Genomic DNA, 23,976 nt, shown 5'->3' on the forward strand with positions numbered 1-23,976 from the left:
ATCCGAGGTCTCCGCGCTCGAAGCTCCTCCGTGCTCATTCTCACCCATCTCAACACCTCCGTCGGCCCAAATTAAGCCGTCTGGGATGTCTCAAGAAACCCTGGGGCGGAGGACTTCGACCCGCATTTCCGGGGCGTACGCAAGGCGATCGACGATGGCACCCTCGGCGAGGTCGAGATGGTCACGATCGTCTCCCGCGATCCCGGCGCGCCGCCGATCTCCTATATCGAGCGTTCGGGCGGCATCTTCCGCGACATGACGATCCACGATTTCGACATGGCGCGCTTCCTGCTCGGCGAGGAGCCGGTGGCGGTGACGGCGCATGGCGCGGTCCTGACCGACAAGGCGATCGGCGAGGCGGGCGATTTCGACAGCGTGAACGTGCTCCTGGAGACCGCGAGCGGCAAGCAATGCGTGATCTCGAACTCGCGCCGTGCGACCTACGGCTATGACCAGCGCATCGAGGTGCTGGGCTCGAAGGGCATGGCCGCGGCCGAGAACCAGCGCGCGGTCTCGATCGAAGTCGCGACCGGCGATGGCTTCACCCGGCCGCCGCTGCTCGACTTCTTCATGGATCGCTACCCCCAGGCCTATTCCGCCGAGATCGCGAGCTTCATCGACGCGCTCGCGAGCGGCGAGCCGATGAGCCCGAGCGGCGAGGACGGCCTTCTCGCCCTCGCGCTCGCCGACGCGGCGGTGAAGTCGGTCGCGGAAGGCCGCAAAGTGAAGGTCGCCGAGATCACCGGCTGACCGGCCCGCCTGGCGGCACGTGAAACAGGGGCGGGCGCTCTACAAACCGCGCCCGCCTCTTTCCGATCTTCAGACCGCGGCGCCGGGAGCGGAACTCGCCGCGGGGGACTCGCTCGGCCCTTCATTCGGCGCCTCGTTCTCGACCTCGCCCGCCAGCGCCTTGCGCAGCGCATCCTCGCGGGTGTGGTCGAGCGAGGTCTGCAGCACGGTGCCACCGACGCCCCGCAGCGCGTCCAGCACCTTGTCCCCGGTCATCTTGCGGACCAGCACGAAGAGGACCGCCTGGCCCGCCTCGAGCTTCTGCTGGGCGAGGTCCTTCATGAACGCGTCGTCCACGCCGACATCGCTCAACGCGCCCGCGAGTGCGCCACTCGCGGCACCCGCCGCGACGCCGACCAGCGGATTGAGGAACAGGATCCCGATCAGCAGGCCCCAGAAACTGCCGCCGGCCGCTCCGACCGCGGTGGTGCTGATGAGCTGGTTGAGCTTCACATGGTCGGTCTCGGATTTCACGGCGATCACCGCGTCGCCGATCTCGATCAGATAATTCTTCTGAAGCTCGAAAAGCTTTTCGCGGACCTCCTCCGCCTGGGCTTCGGAGGGAAAGGTCACTGCGATCAGGTCGGCCATCGACTGTCTCCGTTCTGGGACATATTCGAGGGGGAGGCGGGAGCCCAGGCATCGGATCTGCCTTCGGATCTCGTCTCCCGCGCGGTTGTCAACGCGGGTATGGCGCGGTTCAGCGACAGGCCGGCAGTCGCGTTCCCGCCGCCGCGCCGGCGCCGGCGCCGACGGCCGTCGCAACCCGCTTGCCGGTGCCGCCGCCGATCTGGTTGCCGAGCACGCCGCCGATCGCCGCGCCGCCGAGAACGCCGCCCGCGCACTGGATCTGCCTGTTCGTCTGGGGATCGTTGGTACAGCCGGCGACGGCGAAGCCGGCCAGCGCGATCAGGATCAGGCTCGTCTTCATCAGGCACCTCACTGCGCTATCGAGGCCGGCCGTTTCCGGTCCCGATATCAAATGCGCGACGCCGCCTCATTGTTCCCCGAGGCGGCGTCGTCGCTCAGTCGAGCCGGCCGTCGCCGTTGCCGTCCGCCGCGTCGAAGTCGCTCATCGCCCCGGCGAGCAACTCGTTCTTCGACAGCCGCTCGTCACCGTTGGTGTCGGCATTCCTGAACTGCCCGAGCATGATCCAGACCCGTGCCTCTTCCCAGCTCAGGTAGGTATTGCCGTCGGTGTCGAGTTGGGTATGGGCGGCGTCGACCGCCGTGCCCATCTCCGGCTTGGTGACCGCGCCATCGCCGTCACGATCGACGATGGAAAGCTCCTGCTGGGTCAGTTGCTGGGCGAAGGCCGGCACGGTGGCGAGTGCCAGACCGGCCGCGATGATCAAAGGAAGGCGCATGGTGATCCTCCTCATCAGCGGCAGGCCAGGGTGCCGACCCCGGCCCCGATGCCGGCTCCGGCCGCGGTCATGAAGTCCTGACCCTTGCCGCCGCCGAACGCGTGGCCCGCGAGGCCGCCAATCAGGGCGCCCGTCAGCGTACCGGCCGCGCAACCGAGTTCGTGCTTCTGCTCGGGCGTGGTCGTCCCGCCGCAGCCCGCCAGCAGAAGCAGGGCTCCCGCCATGGCCGCGAAAGCTGTTCGCAACATCGGATCCTCCTTTCCAGTCGCCTCACGATCGGAGGCGCACAGGAAATTTACCCAAGGGCGACGTGTGGTTCCATGTTTTTCGACACCGCGATCCCGCGGCGATGCGCCTCGGCGATGACGCGCGAGGCGGCCTCCACCGCGCCCCGGCCATGCGCGATGGCGAGCGCGTCGAGCGCCGTTTCAACCGTGGCGAGTGTTCCGAGCAGCGTCGGCGGGTTCAGATGCCCCATATGCGCGATGCGGAACATGCTCGCCGGATCGCTGCCCGGCGCTTCGAGCCCGATGCCGAGCGTGACGCCCGCGATCTCCTCGCACCAGGTCCTGATCCGCGATGCGTCGCCCGGGCCGGTCCGGATCGTCGTGACCGCGCGGCTCCGGTGCGCCGGATCGGGAATGTTGAGCTCCAGCGCGCCCTCGGCCCCCCAGGCCTCGACCGCGGCCGCCACGGCGCCGGCGAAGACCTCGTGCCGGGCCCAGACCTTCGCGAGCCCTTCCTCGCGCAGGATCATGTCGAGCGCCTCGCGCAGGCCGTAGAGGTGATGGGTGGGCGCGGTGCCGTTGAAGAGTTCGTAGAAGCGGCTCGGGGCGACCCGGGGCTGCCAGTCCCAGTAGGGGCTCGCGCAGGGAACCGCCGCTTCGAGCGCGCGCGCGTTCTGGAAGGTGAAGGCGACGCCCGGCGGCGTCATCAGGCCCTTCTGGCAGGCGGAGATCATCACGTCGGCGCCCCAGGCGTCCATCTCGAAGCGGTCGCTCCCGAGGCTCGCCACACAGTCGATCGCGAGCAGCGCCGGATGCCCGGCGGCGTCCATCGCCGCGCGGAGCGCCGTCACATCGGTCAGCGCCGAGGAGGCGGTGTCGGTCTGGGTGCTGAGGACGGCGCGAATCCGGCGATCCCGGTCGGCGCGCAGCGCATCCTCGATCCGGCCCGGCTCCATCTCGCCCCGGAAGCCGAAGTCGAGCGTCTCGACCTCGATCCCCATGCGCCGCGCGGTCTCGGCCCAGCCGCGGCCGAACCGGCCGGAAAAGAGCGCCAGGACCCGGTCGCCCGGCCGGGCGATATTCGCGAGCGAGGCCTCCCACATCGCATGGCCATTGCCGATGTACATGGCGACCGAGCCGTCCGTCCGCGCCACCCGCCGGAGGTCGGCGCGGATCGAGTCCGTCATCTCGACCAGCTCGCCCTCGTAGATGTTCGGGGCGGCGCGGTGCATCGCATTGAGCACGCGGTCGGGGATCATCGAAGGTCCGGGAATAGCGCGGACCGCGCGCCCATACGAAAACGACATGCGAGAAAGCTCCATTGGCGCGACGAATCTAAGGGATCGCATCGGCGCGCGAAATGGCGAATCCGGTTTGTCGCAGGAGAACGCGCGTGGTACGCCTCCGGAATCTTCAGGGAACCGACATGCCAAGACGAAGACCCAAGCCGAGCGAGCCGCGGACCCGCCCATTCGCGAGGCTGTGGCGGGAATGGCTGCGCCCGAGCTGGAAGACCGCCGCCTTCGCTTTCGCGATGATGATCATCGTGGCGCTTGCTTCCGCCGGCTACACGAAGCTGATCCAGGAGGTGATGAACTCCTTCGAGGACAGCGACTTCTCCGTGATCTGGTGGGGGCCGCTCGGGGTCATCATCCTGACCGCGATGAAGGGTCTCGCCGACTATTACCGCGAGACCTCGTCCAACCGGTTCGTCACCCGGATGGAGGCGGATCTGCAGAAACAGATGTTCCGCCAACTGGTCGGGAGCGACCTCGCCCGCCTCGCGACCGAGGCGCCGGCGGGGCTCGCCGCGCGGTTCTCCTCCGACATCACGCTCATCAGCGGCGCGGTCCGGGGTGCGATGGGCGGGCTGTCGGGCATCCTGATCATGGTGTTTTCCTTCGCGGCCATGCTGACGATCGACGTGCCGCTCACCGTGGCGATGATCCTGATCTTCGGCATCGCCGTCCTGCCGGTGAACCTGATCGGCTCGCGGCTGAAGAAGCTCAGCCGCAAGACCCAGGCCGAGATCTCCTCGATGACGAGCGAGGTGACCGAGGGGCTCTCGGGGATACGCATGGCGCGGACCTATCAGCTGGAGGAACCGCTGTCGGAGAACGCGGCGAGCGTCTTCGAGCGGCTGTTCGGGCTCAAGAACAAGCAGAACCAGTGGAGCGCCCGCGTCTCGCCCCTGATGGAGACGCTGGCGGGCGGCGCGGTCGCGGTGCTCCTGCTCGTCGTCGGCATCCGGATGAGCCACGGCACGATCTCGATCGCCGATTTCACCGGACTCCTGACCGGGCTCGGCGTCGCCTCGGGGCCGGCGCGGCGCCTCGGCAGCACCTACGCGCAGATGCAGCAGGGCGCGGGCGCGCTCGAACGCGTCTTCATGCTCTTCGACGCGAAGAACACGATCGTGGACGGCTCGGAGACGATCGCGCGTGCGAAGGGCGGTATCCGCTTCGAGGATGTCCAGTTCGCCTATCCCAACGGCCATGTCGCGCTCAGCGACTTCACGCTCGACATCCCGGCCGGGACACGGACCGCCTTTGTCGGCCGCTCCGGCGCGGGCAAGTCCACGGTCTTCAACCTGCTTCCCCGTCTCTACGATCCGACCGGCGGCCGGGTGCTGCTCGACGGGCACGACCTGCGCGATCTGACCCTGACGTCGCTCCGCGAGCAGATCGCCGTGGTGAGCCAGGATTCGATCCTGCTCTCGGCGAGCGTGGCGCAGAACATCGGCTTCGGCCGGCGCTCCGCCTCGCGCGGGGAGATCGAGGCGGCGGCCCGGGACGCGGCGGCGGACGGGTTCATCTCGGCCCTGCCGGACGGCTACGAGACCCGCGTCAGCCCCTCGGCCGGCCAGTTCTCGGGCGGCGAGCGCCAGCGGCTCTCGATCGCGCGGGCGATTCTCCGCGACGCGCCGGTCCTCCTGCTCGACGAGCCGACCTCCGCGCTCGACGCCGAGAGCGAGGCGGCGATCAGGGGCGCGCTCGACCGGCTCGCGGCCGGGCGCACCACGCTCGTCATCGCGCACCGGCTTGCCACCATCCTCGACGCCGACCATATCGTCGTCATGGATCGCGGGCGTATCGTGGAGCAGGGGACGCATCGGGAGCTGCTGGAGCACGGCGGGCTCTACGCCGACCTCTACGCGCTTCAGTTCGCGGGTGCCTGAGGAGGAGAGATGACCGCTGGATTGCACGCGACCGACCGCGCGGTGCTGCGCGTCTCGGGCCCGGAGGCGCGGGAGTTCCTGCAGAACCTCGTCACAAACGACGTGGGCCGGCTCGGTCAGGGCGCGGTCTACGCGGCGCTGCTGACGCCGCAGGGCAAGTATCTGTTCGATTTCTTCCTCGTCGCCGATGGCGAGACGATCCTGATCGATGTCGCCGCCGACCGGGCGGAGGCGCTCGCGCGGCGGCTCGCGATGTACCGGCTGCGGGCGAAGGTCGATCTGGATGTGACCGATCTCGCCGTGGTGATCGGGATCGGTCCGTTGCCGGATGTGCCGCTCGTCTTCGCCGACCCGAGGCTCGCCGCGCTCGGCTGGCGGGCCTACGGGGCCGACGCCGGGAGCATTCTCGCCGGGATCAGGCCGCTCGACCAGGAGGAACTGACGGTGCTTCGGGTCGCCCATGTGGTGCCGGAGGCCGGCGTCGAACTGATCCCCGACGAGAGTTATATCCTCGAAATGGGCTTCGAGCGGCTTCACGGCGTCGACTTCCGCAAGGGCTGCTACGTCGGCCAGGAAGTGACCGCGCGCATGAAGCACAAGACCGAGCTTCGCAAGGGGCTGGTCCGCGTCGCCGTCGCGGGCGATGCCCCGGCGCCGGGCACGGAGATCCGGTCGGGCGAGAAAACGGTCGGAACGCTGCTCACCAGCGCGGGCGGCGCGGGCCTCGCCTATCTGCGTTTCGACCGCGCCGGCGGCGACCTCACCGCCGGGCACGCGCGGGTTCGGACCGAGACGTAGGACGGGCCAAGGTCCGCCCTGCGCGGTCCGGAGACCCGCCCTACGAGTCCCGCAGGATCGTGGTCAACTGCTCGAAGGCGGCGGTGTTCGCGGCGATCAGGTCACCGTCTTCGAGCAGGTCGGCGCCGTCGTCGAACGGCCCGACGAAACCGCCCGCCTCGCGCACGATGACGATCCCGGCCGCCATGTCCCAGGGCTTCAGCCCGTGCTGCCAGAACCCGTCATACCTTCCGGCCGCCACATACGAGAGATCGAGCGCGGCGGAGCCGGAGCGCCGGAAGCCCGCCACCCGCGGCACGACATTGGCAAGCTCGCGCAGGGTGCGCGGCAGGTGCCGCCCGCCGGAGGGCACCATCCCGGTCCCCACCACCATCTCGATCAGGTCGCGCCGCCCCGAGACGCGGATGCGGCGGTCGTTGAGGTAGGCGCCGGCGCCCTTCTCGGCGACGAACATCTCGTCCTTGGCGGGATCGTAGACCACGCCCGCGACGATCTCGCCCTTGTGCTCCAGCCCGATCGAGACCGCCCAGTGCGGGATGCCGTGCAGGAAGTTCGACGTGCCGTCGAGCGGATCGACGATCCAGCGGCGCGTGGGGTCCGCGCCCTTGACCTCCTCGCTCTCCTCGCCGAGCCAGCCGTAGTTCGGCCGCGCCTCGGTCAGTTCGTCGCGGATCACCTGCTCGGCCTTCATGTCGGCGCGGCTGACGAAATCGCCGGGGCCCTTGGCGGAGACCTGCAGGTTCTCGACCTCGCCGAAGTCGCGCAGGAGCCCGCGGGCGGCCTTGCGCGCGGCGCGGATCATCACGTTCACATTGGCCGAGGCCTGGGTCATCTGGTGCTACCTGAACTCTTGGAAGGGCGCCGTTCACCCGCCCGAAACGGAAGGCGGGCGTTCAGCGGCGCTGATAGGTGAAGGTGTAGAAGGCGTCGAGACCGGGCCATTCGCCCCGGTCGATGACACCGTCCTTGTTGGTGTCGAAGCGGTTGAAGCTCACTTCCTTCAGCTTCGGCATCACGAAGCGGGTTTCCTCGAAGGTCACCATGCCGTCGCGGCTCGCGTCGGCGCGACCGAAGGCGACGGCGCCGGCGCTTCCGGTGGAGGCGGCGACGATGCCAAGGGCGAGTGCGAGGCGGACGGGACGGTGAAGGGACATGGCGCGACCTCCGGATCTGATCGCGCGTCCCTAGCAGAGCCGGGGCGGAAGTTGAAGCCGGGCTCAGCCGAGCGTGACGAGCGCCTTGATCGGCAGGTGATCCGAGGCGCGGCGGGCGAGTGGGCTGTCGTGGGCCTCGACCGCGCCGAGGATGCCCGCCGGACGCGCGATCATCCGGTCGAGCGCGAGGATCGGATAATAGGCGGGGAAGCTCGGGACACCGACGCCGAGCGGCCCGAATCCGGCGGCGAAGCCCGCGAGCGCCGAGCGATGCTCCCGCCGCCATTCGTTCATGTCGCCCATCAGCACGGTCGGGCCGTCCGCGGCCTCGGCGGCATGTGCGAGCAGCGAGCCGACCTGCAGGAGCCGCGAATGCCGCAGCAGGCCGAGATGGACGCCCAGCACGCGCACGCCGCCCTGCGGCAGGCGGAGGTCGGCCATCAGCGCCCCGCGCGGTTCGAGCCCGGGCAGGGTGACCTGGCGGATCAGCCCCGCGTCGCCGCCACGATGCAGCAGCAGGTTGCCGTGCCAGCCGTGGCCCATATGCCCGTTCGCCACCGGAACCGGGCGGAGACCCGTGGCCTTTTCGAGCGCGGCGAGATCGATGAGCCCCCGGCGGTCGCCGAACCGGCGGTCGGCCTCCTGCAGCGCGATCACGTCCGGGTCGATCTCGGCGATCACCCGGATGATCCGCGCGGGATCGAAGCGCCGGTCGACACCGACGCATTTGTGAACGTTGTAGGAAGCGAAAAGCGCGGTCGCCGCCATCGCGTCGAATCTCCGGTCCCGTGTCCGAGGCTAGGCCGGCGGCCGCGCGCGCGGCAACCGGTCGTCGAAATCGCTCAGGAACTCCGTATGCGTGACGAGGCCGTCCGGTGTGAGCAGGTGAAGCTGAAAGCCCGGTGCCTGCCGGACGAGCGGCGCGCGGATCGCGGGCTCGAACAGCGGCACCGCCCAGGCGACCGAGGGGCAGACGCCGCAGACGGTCCCGGCGAAGGGCGCGGCGACCGCGCGATGCACATGCCCGCAACAGACGCGCAGCACGTTGGGGAAGGCGCGGATGATCGCGGCCAGGGGCTCGGGGTCCCGCAGGCGCCAGATGTCCATCGCTTCGATCCCGGTCACGATCGGCGGATGATGCATGAAGACGATCGCCGGGCGTCCCGCGGCCGCGTCGAGCCGCGCTGCGAGCCAGGAGAGGCGCTCGGGCGAAAGTTCGCCCGAGGGATCGCCCTCCAGCGCCAGAGTGTCGAGCCCGAGGATGAGGGCGGGCAGGTCCTCGACCGCGACCTGAAGCCCGAGCGACGGATCGCCGGCCATGCGGACGGGCGAATCGGACAGAGCCTCGGCGAAGGCGTCCCGGCGGTCGTGATTGCCGGGGATCGCCGCCATCGGCATGTCGAACCCGCCGACGAGGCCGAGGAAATGCGCGTATTCCTCCGGCCTGCCGTTCTCGGTCAGGTCGCCCGTGAAGAAAACGAGATCGGGGCGGGGATCGAGCCGCGCGATCCGGGTCAGGACGGCGGTCAGCGCCGCCGCCGGGTCGTAGCCGCCGAAGAGAATCGTCCCCGGCAGCGAGACATGTGGATCGGTGACCTGCGCGATCAGAATTCTACCTCCCCGGAGCGGTCAGGCGCCGCTCCGAGATCTTCGCGTGGTCCCGGCTCAGCCGATGAAGACCGAGCGCAGCGGCGGGAAGCCGTTGAAACCGACCGAGGAGTAGCTCGTCGTATAGGCGCCGGTGCAGAGGATACGCACCTTGTCGCCGTCTGTCAGGTCCAGCGGCAGCTGCACCGGGCGCTTCTCGTAGAGCACATCGGCCGAATCGCAGGACGGACCCGCGAGCACGCAGGGGCCGGTCTCGCAGTCGTCGCCATGGCGGGTCTCGAACTGGTAGCGGATCGCCTCGTCCATCGTCTCGGCGAGGCCGGAGAACTTGCCGATGTCGAGGAAGACCCAGCGCTGCAGGTCGTCCTGGTCCTTCTTCGAGACGAGCAGCACCTCGGCCACGATCACGCCGGCCTCGGCGACGAGGCCGCGGCCCGGTTCCGCCATCACTTCGACATCCTCGCCGAAGCGGACGCGGACCATCCGCATCACTTCCGCCGCGTAATCCTCGGTCGCGGGCAGCGGCGCGCCGTAGAAGGCCGGGAAACCGCCGCCGATGTTGAGGATGCGCAGATCATGGCCGTTCCCGAGCGCCTCGCTCCAGAGAGCGAGCGCGCCGTCGAGCGCGTCGGCCCACATGCGCGGCTCGCGCATCTGGCTGCCGGGGTGGAAGGAGATGCCGGCGACATCGAGGCCGAGGTAGCGGCCGAGATCCATCAGGCGCAGCGCCTCGCGGGGCGAGCAGCCGAACTTGCGGGTGAGCGGCCAGTCCGCGTCGCTGGATTCGACCAGCATGCGCACGATGACGCGGGCGCCGGGCGCATGCGCGGCGATCTTGCGAAGCTCGGGCTCGGCATCGACGGCGAACTGCTCCACGCCGACGGCATGGGCGTAGGCGATGTCCGAGGCGCGCTTGATTGTGTTGCCGAAGGCGATCTCGGAGGCGGGGATGCCCTGTTCGAGGCAGAGGTCGATCTCGCCCTTCGAGGCGCAGTCGAAGCGCGCGCCGCGGGCATGGAGCGCCGCGACGATCTCGGGGGCCGGGTTCGCCTTCACGGCGTAATGCACGGAGGCATCGCCAAGCCCCGCGACGAGCGCGTCATATTTCGCGCGCAGCATGTCGAGGTCGAAGATGACCGTCGGCTCGGCGAAGTCGTTCTCGCGGATGAATGCGTCCTGACGGGCACTGACCGCGCTCTTGGCGGGGTTCGGATCGACCAGGGATGCGGAGGTTTTGCCCAGACGGGCGGTGGCGTTCAACATGGTCATCTCCATCAGACCCGGGGGAATTAACCCCCTCGTTTCCAAAAGAGACGTTACCGTCGCTACATGAAACCACGTGTCAGTCGCGGCCGAGCAGAGGTGCGTGCGTTGGCGTCAGGGGCGGGATATGAGGCCGTTCGCCCCGCGGATCAAGCATTTTCTCACCTGACGGGCGAATAATTTCCGACCAATGCGCTTTGTGTGACGCCGCATGGCAAGGCATTAGGGAACCATGAATTTTTTGCGAAGTGCTTGACGCGGTTTTCGCTCGGGAATCACCCGCGGCCGGCCCGCCCGGCATGCGAGGAACTGTCGCAGGGGCACGGGAGGCCGGGCGCGCGTCCCGTCACGGCGGCGATCCGAAACGGTGATCCCGGCGGTTCGCGGCGCGGCGAACGCCCGTCAGGGGTTGCCCTTCGGCGGCCAAGGCTGATGTGATCCCGTGACCGGCCCCGTGACCATCCCCGTGGCCGGTTCGATGACGCCGAGAAACCGGAAGGCCTGACATGCCCCGCAACCGCACGGACGCCACGCGGCGCCTCGTTCCCGATCCCGCCGACCCGATCTCGGCGCGGATGGCGAGCCGGCCGGTCGAATTTCCGGCCATTCACGCGGACGGCAGGGTGACCTTCCGCCTCGACGCGCCCGAGGCGGCGGCCGTGACACTGCGTAACACCACCGGCGGTCTCGCTTCCGCCGCCTGGCCCGAGGGCGAATCGGTCGCGATGACGAAGGACGGCGCGGGCGTCTGGACGGTGACGATCGGCCCGGTCCCGCCGGAATTCTACACCTACGCCTTCTTCGTGGATGGTCTGAACGTGCTCGATCCGGAGAACCCGCTCGTCACCCGGGATGGCCCCGGATATCGCAGCCGCCTCGAGATCCCCGGCGAGCGGACGGTGAACTACGCCTATCGCGAGGTGCCGCACGGTACGCTGTCGCGGATCTATGTGCCCTACCCGAGCCTCGGGATCGAGAAGCGCACGCTGGTCTATACGCCGCCGGGCTATGAACATTCGGACGAGAGCTTCCCCGTGCTCTATCTCCAGCACGGCGGCGGCGGCGACGAGGAGGCCTGGACCGAGCTTGGCCGCGTGCCGGAGATCATGGACAACCTGATCGCCCAGGGGCTGGCGCGGCCGATGATCGTGGTGATGAGCAACATCTATTTCGATCAGGTCGCCGCGCGCGACTATATCCCGGTCGTTCCCGCGCCCGGCATCCCGCCCGATCCGATGATCTTTCCAAAGGCGCTGGTCGCGGATCTCGTTCCGCATGTCGAGGCGACCTACCGCGGGCGGGCGGACCCGGCGTATCGCGCGGTCGCGGGCCTGTCGCGGGGCGGAATCATGAGCTTCGCGGCCGCCTTCGACAATATCGACATGTTCGACTGGGTCGGAACCTTCGCCGCCGCCTGGTCGCTGATGCCGGGGCTGGGCCGCGACATCCCGCCCCCGCCGGACGCAGACGACCTGCGCGGCCCGGAGATCGGCCGCGGCGTCGATCGGGAAAGGATGGCCGCGGACTATCCTGCGATCGGGCCCGAGGCGAACGAGACGCTGCGCCTTCTCTACGTCGGCGTGGGGGAGAAGGACGGGCTTATCTCGGCGCATCGCGACGTGCGCGACCTCCTGAGGGCCAAGGGGGTCGAATTCGAATGCCTGGAACTGCCGGGCTTCGGCCACGAATGGCCCTACTGGCGCGTGGCCTTCCAGGATTTCGTCCGGCGGATCTTCCGGTGATCGCAGCGAGGGGCGGGCGCGGTAATGAGCATGGCCGGCGGCGCCGCGATCGTCTATGGCGGATATCCTGATCGGGCCGCGGCGGGGGAGGATCGATTGGCTGATCTCGTTTCCAGACTCAACGATGTGCGTGACCGGATCGCGCGGGCCGCGCTCGGGTCGGGTCGCGCGTCCGATGCCGTGCGCCTCGTTCTCGTCACCAAGACGGTCCCGGCGGAGCGCCTTCGCGACGTCATCCGCGCCGGGGCGACGGATCTCGGCGAGAACAAGGTCCAGGAGGGGCTGGCGAAGGCTCAGGCGCTCGAAGGGGTGGTGGAGGGAGGGCCCGTGCGCTGGTCGATGATCGGCCACCTGCAGAGCAACAAGGTCCGGGACGCGCTGCGTTTCGCGAGCGAGGTCCAGTCGCTCGACCGGCTTTCGCTGGCGCGCGAGCTCGAGAAACGGCTGCTGCGCGAGGGGCGGGGCCTCGACGTGCTGGTGCAGGTCAACACCTCCGGGGAGGCGAGCAAGTACGGCTTGGCGCCGGAGGATGTTCCGGGCTACCTGAGGGAATTGACCGCGTTCGACACGCTGCGGCCGAGGGGGTTCATGACGCTCGCCACCTTCACCTCCGACGAGGCCGAGGTCCGCCGCTGCTTCCGCCTCCTGCGCGACATCCGTGACCGGGCGATGAACGACGCACCGGGCGGGGAGGCGTTGACGGAGCTCTCCATGGGCATGTCCGGCGATTACGAATGGGCGATCGCCGAGGGCGCGACCATCGTGCGCGTCGGGCAGGCGGTGTTCGGCGCGCGGCCGCTGCCGGATTCCCACTACTGGCCCGGCGCGGCGGGGACGACCTGATGCTCATCATCTCGATCCAGAGCCAGGTCGTGCACGGCCATGTCGGCAACAGCGCCGCGGTCTTTCCCATGCAGGCCGAGGGCGTGAACGTGGCGGCGGTGCCCACGGCGCTCCTCTCCAATCACCCGCATTATCCGACGATGCGCGGCCGCATCCTCGACGCGGATCTCGTCGCCGACCTGCTGCTGGGCGTGGAGGAGCGCGGGCTGGTCGAACGGGCCTCGGTGCTCGTAACCGGCTATCTCGGCTCACCTGCGATCGGCGCGGCGGTGGCGGATTTCGTCGAGCGGGCGATGGGCCGCAACCCCGGTCTGATCTATCTCTGCGATCCGGTCATGGGGGACGACGATCTCGGTGTCTTCGTCGCCGATGGCATGGCGGAGGTCTTCGGCCAGCGGCTCGTCCCCATGGCCTCGCTGATCTCGCCGAACCAGTTCGAGCTCGAACTGCTCACGGGGGTGAAGGCGCGGGACGTGGCGGGGCTTCTCGCCGCCGCGGAGGCCATCGAGGGTCGCGGCTGCCCGGGCGTGATCGCGACGGGCTGTGAGCTCGCGGATACGCCGGAGGGGCAGGTGGAGACCATTTTCGTCACTGGCGGGGAGCTTGTCCGGTTCGCGACACCCCGGCTGCCGATCCGTCCCTGCGGCACCGGCGATCTGCTCACCGGCCTGGTCGCGGCGCATCTCGCCAAGGGTATCGCCCCGGACGAGGCGCTGCGGCGCGCGGTCGCGGGGACATTCGAGGTCCTGAAGCGGACCGAGGCCGCGGCGGCCGAGGAGATGCGCCTCGTGCGCTGAGCGGACCGCCCCGGCCGGTTCAAGGCGCCAGGGCGCTCCTCGCGGCGCCGCCGGGAGTGGCGTTGCCGGGCGTTTCTCCGAATGCACCCTCGAAGGCTTCCCGCCCGAACGCGCTCCCGAAGCCGCGCCGCAAGGCCTCGGGGCCGAGCGGCTCTATGATCGGCAGCCGGCCGAGAACCCTGACCCGCCCCATCCGGGCGATGATCGCCACCGTCTCGGGCTCGTCCTCGCCGATGAAGGCGACACCCAGGACCGGCACCGCGCGCCGCCGCAGCGCGTCGAGAGACAGGAGCGTGTGGTTGATCGTGCCGAGCCGCGTGCGGGCGCAGAGGATGGCGGGCGCGCGCCAGCGGGCGAAGACGTCGAGGTAGGTGAGGCTCGACGTGAGGGGCACCATCAGACCTCCGGCGCCCTCGATCACCAGCGTGCCGGGGAGGCGTGGAATAGCGAGTCGCTCGGGTTCGATCGCGATGCCGTCGATCCGCGCCGCCAGATGCGGCGACGCGGGCGTACGGAGGCGATAGGCTTCGGGCATCACGCGTCCCGCGGCAAGTCCGCCGAGCCGCGCCGCGGTTTCGCTGTCGGTTTCCTCACCGAGCCCGGCCTGCACCGGCTTCCAGTAGCTCGCGCCGAGCAGCGACGCGAGCCCGGCGGCGAAGACGGTCTTGCCCACGCCCGTATCCGTGCCGGTGACGACCAGCGCCCGCGTCATGGCGCCGCCGCTGCCTCGGCCGGGCAGGCACGCGGTGACACCTCGCCGCCGCTCCGGGGCCCCGCCGCGCGCATGCCGAGACGTGCGAGCAGGTCCGCGTCCCGGTCGCGTTCGGGATTGCCCGCGGTCAGCAGCGTGTCGCCGGTGAAGATCGAATTCGCCCCGGCGAGGAAGCAGAGCGCCTGCGCCTCGTCGCTCATCGCGTCGCGGCCGGCGGAGAGCCTGACGACGCTTCCGGGCATCAGGATTCGCGCCAGCGCGACCAGGCGGGCGAAAGCGATGGCATCGGCGGGCTCCGCCCTCTCCATCACCGGCGCGCCCTCGATCTCCGTCCACATGTTGAGCGGCACGCTCTCGGGATGCCGGTCGAGCGTCGCGAGCGTCACCAGCATCGAGATCCGGTCCTCCACCGTCTCGCCCATGCCGACGATGCCGCCGCAACAGACCTTGATGCCGCCCTCACGCACCTTCGCCAGCGTCTCCAGCCGGTCGTCCATCGTCCGCGTGGTGATGATCTCGGGATAGAAGTCCCGCGACGTGTCGATGTTGTGGTTGTAGTAGTCGAGCCCGGCTTCCGCGAGGCGGCTGACCTGCGGCGCGGTGAGCATCCCGAGCGTCACGCAGGTTTCCATGCCGAGCGCCTTCACCCCCTCGATCATCGCGCAGACCGCTGCCATGTCGCGGTCCTTGGGGCCGCGCCAGGCGGCGCCCATACAGAAGCGCGTAGCGCCTCCCGCCCTGGCGCGACGTGCCTCGGCGAGCACGCTCTCGACCTCCATCAGCTTCGTCGCCTTGACCCCGGTCGCCCAATGCGCGCTCTGCGAGCAGTAGCCGCAATCCTCGGGGCAGCCGCCGGTCTTGATCGAGAGCAGCGTCGCGGTCTCGATCTCGGCCGGGTCGAAATGCTGGCGATGGATGGCCTGCGCGCGGAACAGGAGCTCGGGGAAGGGCAGGGCGTGGATCTCCCGCGCCTCGCTTTCCGTCCAGTCGGTGCGGAGAGGGGCGGGTGCCCCCCGTTCGGCCCGCCCCTGTCCGTTCCGATCCCGGGACGAGTCGATCGTCGCGGCGCCGTCCATCATCGCCCGAGCTTCCCGAGGAAGCGGCTGGGCACCATCGCAGCGCCGAAGGCGACCATGGCGATGTTGATGAGGTCGCCAAGGATGAAGGGCGTGAAGCCGAGAGCTATGACCTGACCCGCCGGGACATAGATCGTGAGCCAGGCGAGGCCGAGCGCGTAGGTGACGCCGAGGCCCGCGAGCATCGCGATCACCCGTCCGATCGTGCCGCGGCCGAGCGCCAGCGCCCCGGACACCCAACTCGCGAGAAGGTAGCCGGCGAGGTAGCCGCCGGTCGGGCCGGCCATGTAGGCGAGGCCGATTCCGCGTTCCGGCGTTCCCGAGAAGACCGGCAGCCCGGCGGCCCCGACCGCGAGATAGGCGAGGAAGGTCGCCGTGGCGAGACGCGGCCCCACGGCGAGCGCGATTCCCATGACCGCGAGCGTGTGAAGCGTCATCGGCACCGGCCAGGACGGCACGCGCAGCTTGGCGCAAAGCGTGATCAGCGCGACGCCGAGCACCACGACGGCGGTGGTCCTCGCGGCGGCCTGAAGGCTGGGCCGCGAAACGGCGGAGTTCCAGTTCATGTCGGTTCCTTCTGTTTTATAGATAATTTTGTGCAGTATCTATCAAAATGCATAGATTGGAATCGATCCGCAGCGCAATATAGATAATTAGCCGAGAGCAAATCCGACGCGGCCGCCTGGCGCCTGCGCGCCGCGGTAACCGGCCCGCTGGACGTGGCGCGCGAGCGTCGCGCAGGCGGCTTCGGTATCGCCCTTGCGCAGGGCGGCGAGAATCGCCCGGTGGTCGTGATCGGTCCGGCGTTCCCAACCCGTCTGCCAGGCCGAGAACAGGAAACGCGCGCTGGCGGCGTGCAGGTCGTCGATGGTGGCGAGCAGGCGCGGCATGGCGCAGGGCTCGACGATCAGGCGGTGAAACCGCCGGTTCGCCTCTTCCCAGGCGCGAACCTCGTGCGATTCGTCGCCGGCCCGTGTCGCCTCCTCCGCGGCGTCGAGAACCGCCGAGGTCAGGTGCGGGGCCGCGTGGCGCAGGGCGAGCACTTCGAGCGCGGCGCGCATTTCGGCCACCTCCCGCAACTCCGAGGTGTCGAAGGCGGCCACGCGCACCCCGCGCCGCGGCTCGCTCACCGCCAGCCCCTGTGCTTCCAGCCGCCGGAAGGCTTCGCGCACCGGTACATGGCTGGCGCCGAATTCCTCGGCGATGTGATCCTGCCTCAGCCGCGCGCCGGGCAGGATCTCGCCCGCGATGATCCGGTCCGCGAGGACGCGGGCGATACGGGCCGTCAATGTTTCTTCCGATTTCGCGCGCATGTTTTGTAGATAATTCGTCGCGCGCGGATTGTCGAACCTGATCGGCGAGCTGGTCGCGGGGACTCGTCGCGCCGTCGCGCGAAGCCGGGGTGGCGTCAGAGCTGGTCCAGTTGCCGCCTTATATGCGCCGCCTCGGCCGGGGTGTTGGCGAGCGCGATGGCGCGGTTGAAGGCGTCGCGGGCTTCTTCGGCGCGGCGCAGGTCGCGCAGGATCGTGCCGCGCACGCCGTGGAAGTAGAAATAGCCGTCGAGGGGCGCCGCCAGCGGCTCGATCACTTCGAGCGCCGCCCCCGGACCCCGCAGCTTCGACACCGCGACCGCGCGGTTCAGCGTGATGACCGGCGAGGGCGTGCGCTGCTCCAGTGCCCGGTAGAGCGCCTCGATCCCGGCCCAGTCGGTCTCCTCGGGCCGGGCCGCCCGCGCGTGCAGCGCGGCGATGGCGGCCTGGATCTGATAGGGCCCGGGGCGGTGGCGCAGCATCGCCTTGTCGATCATCACCAACGCCTCGGCGATCATCCGGCGGTCCCAGAGGCCGCGGTCCTGGTCCTCCAGCAGGATCACCGCGCCCTCGCCGTCGAAACGCGCCTTGCGCCGCGAATGCTGGATGAGCATGAGCGCCAGCAGGCCCATCATCTCCGGCTCGGACGGGAACATCCGCAGGAGCAGCCGTGCCAGGCGGATCGCCTCGTCGCAGAGGCCCGCGCGTTCGCTGGTGGGCTCGGCGTCGGTATAGCCTTCGTTGAACACCAGATAGATCATGGCGGCGACGGCCTCGAACCGTTCCGCGCGCTCGACCGGGCCGGGCGTCTCGAAGGGAATGTCGGCGCTGGCGATCCGGGCCTTGGCGCGGGTGATGCGCTGCTCCATCGCCTTTTCCTTCACGAGGAAGGCGGCCGCGATCCGTGCGACCGGCAGGCCCGAGACGATCCTGAGCGCCAGCGCGATCTGCTGCGTCGCCGGAAGCTCGGGATGGCAGCAGACGAAGAGCAGCCTAAGGATGTCGTGGCGGTAGTCGGCGGCGTCCAGCCGCTCGGCCATGTCGGGTTCCTCCGCCTCGGCCTCGAAGGCGGCGTCGCCGGGTGGCAGATGCGTGAGGCGCCTCTGCCGGCGAACATGGTCGAGGCCCGCGTTCCGCCCGACCATGATGAGCCAGCCGGCCGCGTCCCGGGGCGGCCCCTTCTCGGGCCAGTTCCGGAGCGCCCGGAGGCAGGCTTCCTGAAACGCCTCCTCCGCGAGATCGAGATCGCGGAAATAGCGCAGGAGCGCCGCCACGACCCGCGGCCGCGCGCCGACCAGCCGGGCCTCGATCCAGCTCGGGTCAGGTGTCCGTGTCATCGGCGGCGGCCGCTCCATCGGGGCGATAGGTCATGATCGGGCGCAACTCGTAGGCGCCGCCCGGATTGGCCGCGGTCAGCTCGCGCGCGATCTCCAGTGCCTGGCCGAGCCCTGTGACATCGACGACGTAGAACCCGAGGAGCTGCTCCTTGGTCTCGGCGTAGGGGCCGTCCAGCACCACGCCATCGGTCTTGCGGAGCGTCGTCGCGGAGGAGGAGGGCATCAGCCGCGCGATCGGCCCGAACTGGTCCGCCCATCTGCCTTGCACCTGCCTGAGCCGCCCGATGACGGCGGCGTCGTGTTCGGCGGTCCAGTTCGAGGTCTCGGCTTCGTCGTGATAGCAGAGGATCGCGTAGAGCATCCGGCGGTCTCCTTCCCGGGAACTCCGCGCGATGGGAGCCGCCGGGGATAGTGCACGATCAGCTTTCGCCCGTCTTCTTGCCCGTCTTGTCTCGGGCCAGCCTGTCGCGGACGCCCTGGTGGATGGCCTCGGCCTCCGGCGTCAGGACCTCGCCGAAATCCTCCATCTCGTAGAGCGGGCGGATCTCCAGCTCGCTGGGGCCGGGCATCGGGTTCGGACATCGCTTCGCCCAGGCGATGGCCTCGTCCAGATCCTTGACGTTCCATAGCCAGTAGCCGGCGACAAGCTCCTTGGTCTCGGCGAAGGGACCGTCGATGACCAGCCGCGAGGGCCCGTCGAAGGCGATCCGCTTGCCCGCAGACGAGGGTTTCAGCCCGTCGCCGCTCACCATGATGCCGGCCTCGACCAGTTCCTCGTTGAATTTCCCCATCGCCTCCAGAAGCTCGGTCGAGGGCATCACGCCCTGCTCGCTGTCTTCCGTGGCCTTTACGAAAACGACGACACGCATGGTTTTCTCCGAAGTTGCTTCGGACCGGACCCGGCCCGCTCATCCAAGGACGTATGAGAACGGTGCGAGCCGACAGATGGTTCGATCTTTTTTCGGCGACGATCCGGCGATCCATGCGGGTATCGCCGTCCGCCTAGGTCGACTTGTCACGGATTGATCCGATGGTCCGCGAAAAAGATTCCGCGCCTCTGTCGGATAGGCTACCGCCCGTCCGTCCTATGTCCAGAACGCGACGCGGGCGCTGGCCGAGGCGAGCGCCACATGGAAGGAGGAATTGAGATGACAGAGATCGTGAACTGCCTCTGGTACCACGACCACCAGGCGAGGGCTGCGGCCGAATTCTATGCCGCGACCTTTCCGAACAGCCATGTCGACCGGGTGAACCTCGCCGCCGCCGATCACCCGAGCGGCAAGGAAGGCGATGAGATCACCGTGGAATTCACCGTGCTCGGCCGGCCGTTCCTCGGGTTGAACGGCGGCCCGATCTTCACCCCGAACGAGGCGGTCAGCTTCATCGTCCTGACGGAGGATCAGGAGGAAACCGACCGCTACTGGGACGCCATCGTCGGGAATGGCGGGACGGAGAGCGTCTGCGGCTGGTGCAAGGATCGCTGGGGCCATTCCTGGCAGATCACGCCCAGGCGGCTGATGGAACTCGCGACCGGCGCCGACCGCGGCGCGGCGAGGCGGGCGATGGAGGCGATGATGACGATGCGCAAGATCGACATCGCCGCGATCGAGGCCGCCGTCGCGTCGGCCTGAGGCCTGCCCGGATCAATCACGAAAGGAGAACATCATGCCCAGCACGGTAAATCTGCACCGCGTGCTCACAGCCAGGCCGGAAAAGGTCTTCCGCGCCTTCATCGAGCCCGACGCGATCGCGAGCTGGCTGCCGCCCTTCGGCTTTCTCTGCACGGTTCACGAGCTCGACCCCACGGTCGGCGGCAAGCACCGGATGTCGTTCCGCAACTTCACGACCGGCAAGAGTCACGCCTTCGGCGGCATCTACAAGGAGATCGTGCCGGGCGAGAGGCTGGTCTACACCGACAGTTTCGACGATCCGAACCTGCCGGGCGAGATCACGGTCACCGTGGTGCTGAAACCGGTGTCGGTCGGGACCGACATCCGGATCGAGCAGAGCGGGATCCCGGACCCCATCCCGGTCGAGGCCTGTTATCTCGGCTGGCAGAAATGTCTGCTCAAGCTCGCGAAGCTGGTGGAGCCTGAGATCAGCGAATAGCGCTGGCGCCACGGCGCTCGCCGCCTCCCGGACGTCAGGCGGGGGGCCTGAGTTCCCGCCTCGCCGTCGCGACCACCGCGCGCGTGAGCGCGGCGAGGCGGTCGGCGGCGAGGCGGCTGACCTGCCAGTAGAGCGGCCGGTCGAAGCGCGCGCCGGGCACGAGCTCGACCAGGCGCCCCGCCGTCAGATGCTCGCCGACGAGTTGTTCCGGGTTCAGCCCCCAGCCCATGCCAGCCAGCGCGCCCTCCACGAAACTCGTCGTCGAGGGCAGCCAGTGGGTCGGGAAGGCGATCTGCTCGCCGAAGGTGTGGAGGCACCAGTCGCGCTGCAGTCGGTCCTTCTGATTGAAGGTGAGCGCCGGCGCCTCCGCCATGGCGGCCGGGTTCACGCCCCCCGGGAAATGCCGCGCGACATAGTCGGGGCTGGCCGTCGCAACGTAGCGCAGACTGCCGAGCGCGCGCAGCTGGCACCCCTGCACGGGCTTGCCGAGCGCGGTCACCCCGGCGACGACCCGCCCCCGCCTGAGCCAGTCGGCGGTGTGTTCCTCGTCGTCGATCACGATGTCGAGCAGGTAGCGCGCGTCCCGGGTGAAGGACGCGGCGGCCCGAAGGAACCACGTGCCGAGACTGTCGGCATTGGTCGCGATGCTGAGCGTCACCCGCGCCGGCTCGGGGTCGCCGAGCCCGGGCAACCGCGCGAAGAGATCCTGTTCGAGCATCCCCACCTGCTCCATGTGTCGGCAGAGCAGGGCGCCCTTCTCGGTCGCGACGCAAGGGGCGCCGCGTTCGATCAGCACCGCGCCCAGCCGCTCCTCGATCTGGCGCACGCGCTGCGAGATCGCCGAGGGCGTCACGCCGAGCGCCCTCGCCGCGGCTTCGAAACTGCCGGTCCGCGCCACCATCGCGACGGCGCGCGCGGCGGGATAGTCGATCATGGATTAGCTGTCCTTAATCCGGCTAACACCCTTTAATTTGTCTAATCAGGCAGCGCCGGATACTGCAAGCCCATGAACGCTGGGAGGGCCGCGCATCCATGGATCTTGCGATTTTCGTCACCGGGCTGACCGTGGGGCTCAGCCTGATCGTCGCGATCGGCGCGCAGAACGCCTTCGTGCTGCGGCAGGGTCTGCGCGGCGAGCATGTCTTCGCGGTCAGCGCGACCTGCGCGGTCTCGGACGCGCTGCTGATCTTCGTCGGGGTTACGAGTTTCGCCCGGATCGCGGCGTCGCTGCCCTGGATCGAGCCCGCGATGCGCTATGGCGGGGCGCTGTTCCTGATCTGGTATGGGGCGAAGAGCCTCGCCGCCGCGGTCAGGTCGCACGGGGCGCTGGCGGTCGGCGAGGGGCGGCGGGTGGAGAGCCTTGCCCGGACGCTTCTGACCTGTCTCGCGCTGACCTGGCTCAACCCGCATGTCTATCTCGATACGCTCGCCCTGATCGGCGCGATCTCGACGCAGTTTCCCGGCGCCGAGGGGACCTTCGCCGCCGGCGCCATCACCGCGTCCCTGCTGTTCTTCTTCGCGCTCGGCTATGGCGCGCGCTGGCTGCGGCCGGTATTCGCGAGACCGTCGGCCTGGCGCGCGCTCGAAGCCGGAATCGCCCTTGTCATGTGGATGATCGCGGGCAAGCTGATCCTGAACGGCTGACGCGCACCGGCCCGCCGGAGGACCTGAAGATGTATCTGCCCGAACATTTCAGCGACGTGAGCGAGGCCGAGATCGCGGCCGTGATCGCCGCCGCGCCGCTCGCCTGCGTCGTCGCCCAGACGGCGCAGGGGCTCATCGCCAATCATCTGCCGCTCCTGCGCGGCCCCGATGGCACGCTGATCGGCCATGTGGCGCGGGCCAACGACATGCACCGGCTCATCGCGGAGGGGCAGGAGGTGCTCGCGATCTTCCGGGGCATGGACGGTTATGTCTCGCCCAATTTCTACCCCGGCAAGGCCGAGCATCACCGGGTTGTGCCGACCTGGAACTACGAGGTCGTGCATATCCACGGCGCCATCAGCTTCCAGCACGACGAGCGGACGAAGCGGGCGGCGGTCGGGCTGCTCACGCGCGAGCACGAGCGCCGGACGAACCGTGCCGCGGCCTGGCGGATGGCCGACGCGCCGGCGGATTTCATGACGGAGATGCTGGGGGGTATCGTCGCCTTCCGGATCGCGGTGAGCCGGGTGCTCGCCAAGGCGAAGCTGAGCCAGAACCGCGATGCGCGGGACTACCGCGGCGCCGTCGAAGGCCTGCGCGCGAAGGGCAATGGCGCGCTGGCCGATCGGATGGCGAAGGCGCCGGGGCGCGCGGGCTGACGGGGAAGGGGGCGGGCCGTCATTCCGCCCCGTCGGCGCGGCCCTGATACCAGGCGAGCACATGCAGCCGGATCGCCGAGGCGAGGCCGGTGTCGGGATCGCGGGCGGCGTCGATCTCGGCCGCGAGCGCGTTCAGCGCGCGGCCCTCGATCCGGGCGATCTCCCGGAAAGCGCGCCAGAACTCCGCCTCCAGGCTGACCGATGTGCGGTGGCCGCTCAGCGTCAGCGAGTGCTTGACCGGTCGCGCCAAGGAGAAGTCCTCGCGTCTCGGGGCCTCGGGCGGCCGTGCCGGAGGCCGGTCTCGTCAGTCCTCGACCTCGCGCCGATGCTGGTCGAGATGGGCGATGCCCCGCGCGCGCTCGGCCTCCTGCCGGCGGCGCTCCCCCTTGGTGAGCCCGTGGCGCGCGGCGTTCGCGTCCGCCTCCCGCCGCTCGGCATCGCGGCGGGCCTGCTTGCGGGCCTGACGGAGGTTCACGATCTCGCTCACGCCATGCCCCTTCAGAGGTTGTTGGTGTTGAAGGTGTCGCACTGGTCCGGATCGCCCGACTCGTAGCCCCGATGGAACCACTCCTGGCGCTGCTCCGAGGAGCCGTGCGTGAAGCTGTCGGGTACGACATATCCCTGCTGGCGCTGCTGGATCGCGTCGTCGCCGATCCGGGCCGCCGTGTCGAGGGCGGAGCGGATGTCGTCGTCGGTCAGGTTCAGCCGGTCGCGCGCCCCGTTCGCCCAGATCCCGGCGTAGCAGTCGGCCTGAAGCTCGATCCGGACGGAGAGCGCGTTCGACGCGGCCTCCGACACCTGCGCCCGCCGCGCGTTCACCTGTTCGAGGACGCCGAGCAGGTTCTGCACATGATGGGCGACCTCGTGCGAGACGACATAGGCGTTCGCGAATTCGCCCTGCGAGCCGAGCTGCTGGCGCATCACGTCGAAGAAGTCGGTGTCGAGATAGACCTGCTGATCGTTGGGGCAGTAGAACGGCCCCATCGCCGACTGCGCCGTGCCGCAGGCGGAACTGGTGACGCCGGAGAAGAGCACCAGCGTCGGGTCCTGGTAGTTGAGATTGGAGGCCTGGAAGATCCTGCCCCAGACCTCTTCCGTCTCGGCGAGCACGACGCCGACGAAGGACTTGTATTCCTCCGCCTGGGGGTCGCCCGGCGTGGAACTCGAGGAGGTGGGGCCGGTCTGCGGCCCCACGATGCCGGAAAGATCGACGCCGAAGAAGGCGCCGAGGAGGAGCACGACAACGAGGCCGAGGCCGCTCAGCTTGATCGGGGCGCCACCGCCCCGTCCGAACCGGCCCATCCCCCTGCCGCGGCGGTCTTCGACGTTCGAACTCTGACGGCGTCCACGCCAATCCATCGCG

Annotated in this window: 30 protein-coding genes and 1 pseudogene; 10 read left to right on the plus strand and 21 right to left on the minus strand. The window is 69.3% G+C overall.

Annotation, left to right across the window (positions count from 1 at the left end):
* Window positions 1-138: 138 nt before the first annotated feature.
* Window positions 139-750: pseudogene (locus ACLJK8_RS14010) on the plus strand (Gfo/Idh/MocA family oxidoreductase); the annotation flags it as partial.
* Window positions 751-819: 69 nt separating this feature from the next.
* On the opposite strand, the gene ACLJK8_RS14015 reads toward ACLJK8_RS14010, so the two are convergent.
* The 5 genes from ACLJK8_RS14015 to ACLJK8_RS14035 all read right to left on the minus strand — a co-directional run bounded on the left by ACLJK8_RS14015 (window position 820) and on the right by ACLJK8_RS14035 (window position 3,690).
* Entirely contained in the window at window positions 820-1,380 is a 561-nt protein-coding gene (locus tag ACLJK8_RS14015; RefSeq protein ID WP_413150922.1) for a DUF1269 domain-containing protein, read from the minus strand.
* A 109-nt stretch (window positions 1,381-1,489) separates the two neighbouring features.
* Window positions 1,490-1,720 carry a glycine zipper 2TM domain-containing protein gene (locus tag ACLJK8_RS14020; protein WP_413150923.1) on the minus strand — a complete coding sequence of 77 codons (231 nt, stop codon included), beginning with the start codon at window positions 1,718-1,720 and terminating at the stop codon, window positions 1,490-1,492.
* A gap of 94 nt (window positions 1,721-1,814) precedes the next feature.
* Window positions 1,815-2,156: a hypothetical protein gene (locus tag ACLJK8_RS14025; RefSeq protein WP_413150924.1), complete on the minus strand. Its 342-nt coding sequence runs from the start codon at window positions 2,154-2,156 to the stop codon at window positions 1,815-1,817.
* Window positions 2,157-2,170: 14 nt separating this feature from the next.
* The gene (locus ACLJK8_RS14030) at window positions 2,171-2,404 is read right to left on the minus strand and encodes a hypothetical protein (RefSeq protein WP_413150925.1); all 234 of its coding nucleotides are present in this window, start codon (window positions 2,402-2,404) and stop codon (window positions 2,171-2,173) included.
* A 47-nt stretch (window positions 2,405-2,451) separates the two neighbouring features.
* Window positions 2,452-3,690 carry a pyridoxal-phosphate-dependent aminotransferase family protein gene (locus ACLJK8_RS14035; RefSeq protein WP_413150926.1) on the minus strand — a complete coding sequence of 413 codons (1,239 nt, stop codon included), beginning with the start codon at window positions 3,688-3,690 and terminating at the stop codon, window positions 2,452-2,454.
* 119 nt (window positions 3,691-3,809) lie between these two features.
* On the opposite strand from ACLJK8_RS14035, the gene ACLJK8_RS14040 reads away from it, so the two are divergent.
* Both ACLJK8_RS14040 and ACLJK8_RS14045 read left to right on the plus strand, forming a co-directional pair.
* On the plus strand, window positions 3,810-5,561 hold the full coding sequence (locus tag ACLJK8_RS14040; protein ID WP_413150928.1) for an ABC transporter ATP-binding protein: 1,752 nt from the start codon (window positions 3,810-3,812) through the stop codon (window positions 5,559-5,561).
* A gap of 9 nt (window positions 5,562-5,570) precedes the next feature.
* A complete protein-coding gene (locus ACLJK8_RS14045; protein ID WP_413150929.1) occupies window positions 5,571-6,359 on the plus strand; it encodes a YgfZ/GcvT domain-containing protein in 789 nt (262 codons plus the stop codon).
* A gap of 40 nt (window positions 6,360-6,399) precedes the next feature.
* Here the strand turns inward: ACLJK8_RS14045 and ACLJK8_RS14050 are convergent, their stop codons facing one another.
* From ACLJK8_RS14050 to ACLJK8_RS14070, 5 genes are all read right to left on the minus strand, one after another.
* Window positions 6,400-7,191 carry an inositol monophosphatase family protein gene (locus tag ACLJK8_RS14050; RefSeq protein WP_413150930.1) on the minus strand — a complete coding sequence of 264 codons (792 nt, stop codon included), beginning with the start codon at window positions 7,189-7,191 and terminating at the stop codon, window positions 6,400-6,402.
* Window positions 7,192-7,252: 61 nt separating this feature from the next.
* Window positions 7,253-7,513 carry a hypothetical protein gene (locus ACLJK8_RS14055; protein ID WP_413150931.1) on the minus strand — a complete coding sequence of 87 codons (261 nt, stop codon included), beginning with the start codon at window positions 7,511-7,513 and terminating at the stop codon, window positions 7,253-7,255.
* Between the two features lie 63 nt (window positions 7,514-7,576).
* Entirely contained in the window at window positions 7,577-8,281 is a 705-nt protein-coding gene (locus ACLJK8_RS14060; RefSeq protein ID WP_413150932.1) for an endonuclease/exonuclease/phosphatase family protein, read from the minus strand.
* A 30-nt stretch (window positions 8,282-8,311) separates the two neighbouring features.
* A complete protein-coding gene (locus ACLJK8_RS14065; protein WP_413150972.1) occupies window positions 8,312-9,124 on the minus strand; it encodes a phosphodiesterase in 813 nt (270 codons plus the stop codon).
* Between the two features lie 54 nt (window positions 9,125-9,178).
* Window positions 9,179-10,390, minus strand: coding sequence for a type III PLP-dependent enzyme (locus ACLJK8_RS14070; protein WP_413150933.1), 1,212 nt, complete (start codon window positions 10,388-10,390; stop codon window positions 9,179-9,181).
* Between the two features lie 500 nt (window positions 10,391-10,890).
* Here ACLJK8_RS14070 and ACLJK8_RS14075 point away from each other — a divergent pair, with 500 nt between their 5' ends.
* The 3 genes from ACLJK8_RS14075 (at window position 10,891) to pdxY (ending at window position 13,766) form a co-directional block, all read left to right on the plus strand.
* Complete coding sequence (locus ACLJK8_RS14075; protein ID WP_413150934.1) at window positions 10,891-12,126, plus strand: alpha/beta hydrolase-fold protein; 1,236 nt, start codon at window positions 10,891-10,893, stop codon at window positions 12,124-12,126.
* A gap of 96 nt (window positions 12,127-12,222) precedes the next feature.
* Window positions 12,223-12,969, plus strand: coding sequence for a YggS family pyridoxal phosphate-dependent enzyme (locus tag ACLJK8_RS14080; RefSeq protein ID WP_413150935.1), 747 nt, complete (start codon window positions 12,223-12,225; stop codon window positions 12,967-12,969).
* Window positions 12,969-13,766, plus strand: a complete 798-nt coding sequence (pdxY, locus tag ACLJK8_RS14085) for a pyridoxal kinase (RefSeq protein WP_413150936.1) — start codon at window positions 12,969-12,971, stop codon at window positions 13,764-13,766. The genes ACLJK8_RS14080 and pdxY overlap by 1 nt, the downstream gene beginning before the upstream one ends.
* A 19-nt stretch (window positions 13,767-13,785) precedes the next feature.
* Here pdxY and bioD read toward each other — a convergent pair whose 3' ends face one another.
* From bioD to ACLJK8_RS14120, 7 genes are all read right to left on the minus strand, one after another.
* On the minus strand, window positions 13,786-14,478 hold the full coding sequence (gene bioD, locus ACLJK8_RS14090) for a dethiobiotin synthase (RefSeq protein ID WP_413150937.1): 693 nt from the start codon (window positions 14,476-14,478) through the stop codon (window positions 13,786-13,788).
* Entirely contained in the window at window positions 14,475-15,557 is a 1,083-nt protein-coding gene (gene bioB / locus ACLJK8_RS14095) for a biotin synthase BioB (protein ID WP_413150938.1), read from the minus strand. The genes bioD and bioB overlap by 4 nt, the downstream gene beginning before the upstream one ends.
* Window positions 15,554-16,120: a biotin transporter BioY gene (locus ACLJK8_RS14100; protein ID WP_413150939.1), complete on the minus strand. Its 567-nt coding sequence runs from the start codon at window positions 16,118-16,120 to the stop codon at window positions 15,554-15,556. The genes bioB and ACLJK8_RS14100 overlap by 4 nt, the downstream gene beginning before the upstream one ends.
* Window positions 16,121-16,207: 87 nt before the next feature.
* On the minus strand, window positions 16,208-16,867 hold the full coding sequence (locus ACLJK8_RS14105; protein WP_413150940.1) for a GntR family transcriptional regulator: 660 nt from the start codon (window positions 16,865-16,867) through the stop codon (window positions 16,208-16,210).
* Window positions 16,868-16,962: 95 nt separating this feature from the next.
* Window positions 16,963-18,201 (minus strand): RNA polymerase sigma factor, encoded by a 1,239-nt coding sequence (locus ACLJK8_RS14110; RefSeq protein ID WP_413150941.1) that lies wholly within the window; start codon window positions 18,199-18,201, stop codon window positions 16,963-16,965.
* Window positions 18,185-18,562 carry a YciI family protein gene (locus ACLJK8_RS14115; protein WP_413150942.1) on the minus strand — a complete coding sequence of 126 codons (378 nt, stop codon included), beginning with the start codon at window positions 18,560-18,562 and terminating at the stop codon, window positions 18,185-18,187. Before ACLJK8_RS14115 ends, ACLJK8_RS14110 begins: the two co-directional genes overlap by 17 nt.
* A 58-nt stretch (window positions 18,563-18,620) precedes the next feature.
* Window positions 18,621-19,070, minus strand: coding sequence for a YciI family protein (locus ACLJK8_RS14120; RefSeq protein ID WP_413150943.1), 450 nt, complete (start codon window positions 19,068-19,070; stop codon window positions 18,621-18,623).
* Window positions 19,071-19,349: 279 nt separating this feature from the next.
* Between ACLJK8_RS14120 and ACLJK8_RS14125 the strand changes: the two genes are divergently transcribed.
* Window positions 19,350-19,832, plus strand: a complete 483-nt coding sequence (locus ACLJK8_RS14125; protein WP_413150944.1) for a VOC family protein — start codon at window positions 19,350-19,352, stop codon at window positions 19,830-19,832.
* A gap of 34 nt (window positions 19,833-19,866) precedes the next feature.
* The gene (locus ACLJK8_RS14130; protein WP_413150945.1) at window positions 19,867-20,310 is read left to right on the plus strand and encodes an SRPBCC family protein; all 444 of its coding nucleotides are present in this window, start codon (window positions 19,867-19,869) and stop codon (window positions 20,308-20,310) included.
* Between the two features lie 34 nt (window positions 20,311-20,344).
* Here ACLJK8_RS14130 and ACLJK8_RS14135 read toward each other — a convergent pair whose 3' ends face one another.
* On the minus strand, window positions 20,345-21,244 hold the full coding sequence (locus ACLJK8_RS14135; protein ID WP_413150946.1) for a LysR family transcriptional regulator ArgP: 900 nt from the start codon (window positions 21,242-21,244) through the stop codon (window positions 20,345-20,347).
* A 98-nt stretch (window positions 21,245-21,342) separates the two neighbouring features.
* Here ACLJK8_RS14135 and ACLJK8_RS14140 point away from each other — a divergent pair, with 98 nt between their 5' ends.
* Both ACLJK8_RS14140 and ACLJK8_RS14145 read left to right on the plus strand, forming a co-directional pair.
* Complete coding sequence (locus ACLJK8_RS14140) at window positions 21,343-21,954, plus strand: LysE/ArgO family amino acid transporter (RefSeq protein ID WP_413150947.1); 612 nt, start codon at window positions 21,343-21,345, stop codon at window positions 21,952-21,954.
* Between the two features lie 29 nt (window positions 21,955-21,983).
* Entirely contained in the window at window positions 21,984-22,613 is a 630-nt protein-coding gene (locus tag ACLJK8_RS14145; protein ID WP_413150948.1) for an FMN-binding negative transcriptional regulator, read from the plus strand.
* A 19-nt stretch (window positions 22,614-22,632) separates the two neighbouring features.
* Here ACLJK8_RS14145 and ACLJK8_RS14150 read toward each other — a convergent pair whose 3' ends face one another.
* The 3 genes from ACLJK8_RS14150 to ACLJK8_RS14160 are packed head-to-tail and all read right to left on the minus strand — an operon-like array spanning window position 22,633 to window position 23,972.
* A complete protein-coding gene (locus ACLJK8_RS14150) occupies window positions 22,633-22,863 on the minus strand; it encodes a ribbon-helix-helix domain-containing protein (RefSeq protein ID WP_413150949.1) in 231 nt (76 codons plus the stop codon).
* Window positions 22,864-22,917: 54 nt separating this feature from the next.
* Window positions 22,918-23,100 carry a DUF4169 family protein gene (locus ACLJK8_RS14155; protein ID WP_413150951.1) on the minus strand — a complete coding sequence of 61 codons (183 nt, stop codon included), beginning with the start codon at window positions 23,098-23,100 and terminating at the stop codon, window positions 22,918-22,920.
* A gap of 11 nt (window positions 23,101-23,111) precedes the next feature.
* The gene (locus ACLJK8_RS14160; RefSeq protein ID WP_413150952.1) at window positions 23,112-23,972 is read right to left on the minus strand and encodes a neutral zinc metallopeptidase; all 861 of its coding nucleotides are present in this window, start codon (window positions 23,970-23,972) and stop codon (window positions 23,112-23,114) included.
* Between the last annotated feature and the right edge of the window lie 4 nt (window positions 23,973-23,976).

Source organism: Amaricoccus sp. W119 (genome assembly GCF_047275745.1).
Taxonomy (GTDB): Bacteria; Pseudomonadota; Alphaproteobacteria; order Rhodobacterales; family Rhodobacteraceae; genus Amaricoccus.

Bases quoted from the DNA above. Each gene is read 5' to 3' on its own strand.
- ACLJK8_RS14015 (WP_413150922.1), bottom strand. From the start codon at position 1,380: ATGGCCGACCTGATCGCAGTGACCTTTCCCTCCGAAGCCCAGGCGGAG.
- ACLJK8_RS14020 (WP_413150923.1), bottom strand. From the start codon at position 1,720: ATGAAGACGAGCCTGATCCTGATCGCGCTGGCCGGCTTCGCCGTCGCC.
- ACLJK8_RS14025 (WP_413150924.1), bottom strand. From the start codon at position 2,156: ATGCGCCTTCCTTTGATCATCGCGGCCGGTCTGGCACTCGCCACCGTG.
- ACLJK8_RS14030 (WP_413150925.1), bottom strand. From the start codon at position 2,404: ATGTTGCGAACAGCTTTCGCGGCCATGGCGGGAGCCCTGCTTCTGCTG.
- ACLJK8_RS14035 (WP_413150926.1), bottom strand. From the start codon at position 3,690: ATGTCGTTTTCGTATGGGCGCGCGGTCCGCGCTATTCCCGGACCTTCG.
- ACLJK8_RS14040 (WP_413150928.1), top strand. From the start codon at position 3,810: ATGCCAAGACGAAGACCCAAGCCGAGCGAGCCGCGGACCCGCCCATTC.
- ACLJK8_RS14045 (WP_413150929.1), top strand. From the start codon at position 5,571: ATGACCGCTGGATTGCACGCGACCGACCGCGCGGTGCTGCGCGTCTCG.
- ACLJK8_RS14050 (WP_413150930.1), bottom strand. From the start codon at position 7,191: ATGACCCAGGCCTCGGCCAATGTGAACGTGATGATCCGCGCCGCGCGC.
- ACLJK8_RS14055 (WP_413150931.1), bottom strand. From the start codon at position 7,513: ATGTCCCTTCACCGTCCCGTCCGCCTCGCACTCGCCCTTGGCATCGTC.
- ACLJK8_RS14060 (WP_413150932.1), bottom strand. From the start codon at position 8,281: ATGGCGGCGACCGCGCTTTTCGCTTCCTACAACGTTCACAAATGCGTC.
- ACLJK8_RS14070 (WP_413150933.1), bottom strand. From the start codon at position 10,390: ATGACCATGTTGAACGCCACCGCCCGTCTGGGCAAAACCTCCGCATCC.
- ACLJK8_RS14075 (WP_413150934.1), top strand. From the start codon at position 10,891: ATGCCCCGCAACCGCACGGACGCCACGCGGCGCCTCGTTCCCGATCCC.
- pdxY (WP_413150936.1), top strand. From the start codon at position 12,969: ATGCTCATCATCTCGATCCAGAGCCAGGTCGTGCACGGCCATGTCGGC.
- bioD (WP_413150937.1), bottom strand. From the start codon at position 14,478: ATGACGCGGGCGCTGGTCGTCACCGGCACGGATACGGGCGTGGGCAAG.
- bioB (WP_413150938.1), bottom strand. From the start codon at position 15,557: ATGATGGACGGCGCCGCGACGATCGACTCGTCCCGGGATCGGAACGGA.
- ACLJK8_RS14100 (WP_413150939.1), bottom strand. From the start codon at position 16,120: ATGAACTGGAACTCCGCCGTTTCGCGGCCCAGCCTTCAGGCCGCCGCG.
- ACLJK8_RS14105 (WP_413150940.1), bottom strand. From the start codon at position 16,867: ATGCGCGCGAAATCGGAAGAAACATTGACGGCCCGTATCGCCCGCGTC.
- ACLJK8_RS14110 (WP_413150941.1), bottom strand. From the start codon at position 18,201: ATGACACGGACACCTGACCCGAGCTGGATCGAGGCCCGGCTGGTCGGC.
- ACLJK8_RS14115 (WP_413150942.1), bottom strand. From the start codon at position 18,562: ATGCTCTACGCGATCCTCTGCTATCACGACGAAGCCGAGACCTCGAAC.
- ACLJK8_RS14120 (WP_413150943.1), bottom strand. From the start codon at position 19,070: ATGCGTGTCGTCGTTTTCGTAAAGGCCACGGAAGACAGCGAGCAGGGC.
- ACLJK8_RS14125 (WP_413150944.1), top strand. From the start codon at position 19,350: ATGACAGAGATCGTGAACTGCCTCTGGTACCACGACCACCAGGCGAGG.
- ACLJK8_RS14130 (WP_413150945.1), top strand. From the start codon at position 19,867: ATGCCCAGCACGGTAAATCTGCACCGCGTGCTCACAGCCAGGCCGGAA.
- ACLJK8_RS14135 (WP_413150946.1), bottom strand. From the start codon at position 21,244: ATGATCGACTATCCCGCCGCGCGCGCCGTCGCGATGGTGGCGCGGACC.
- ACLJK8_RS14140 (WP_413150947.1), top strand. From the start codon at position 21,343: ATGGATCTTGCGATTTTCGTCACCGGGCTGACCGTGGGGCTCAGCCTG.
- ACLJK8_RS14145 (WP_413150948.1), top strand. From the start codon at position 21,984: ATGTATCTGCCCGAACATTTCAGCGACGTGAGCGAGGCCGAGATCGCG.
- ACLJK8_RS14160 (WP_413150952.1), bottom strand. From the start codon at position 23,972: ATGGATTGGCGTGGACGCCGTCAGAGTTCGAACGTCGAAGACCGCCGC.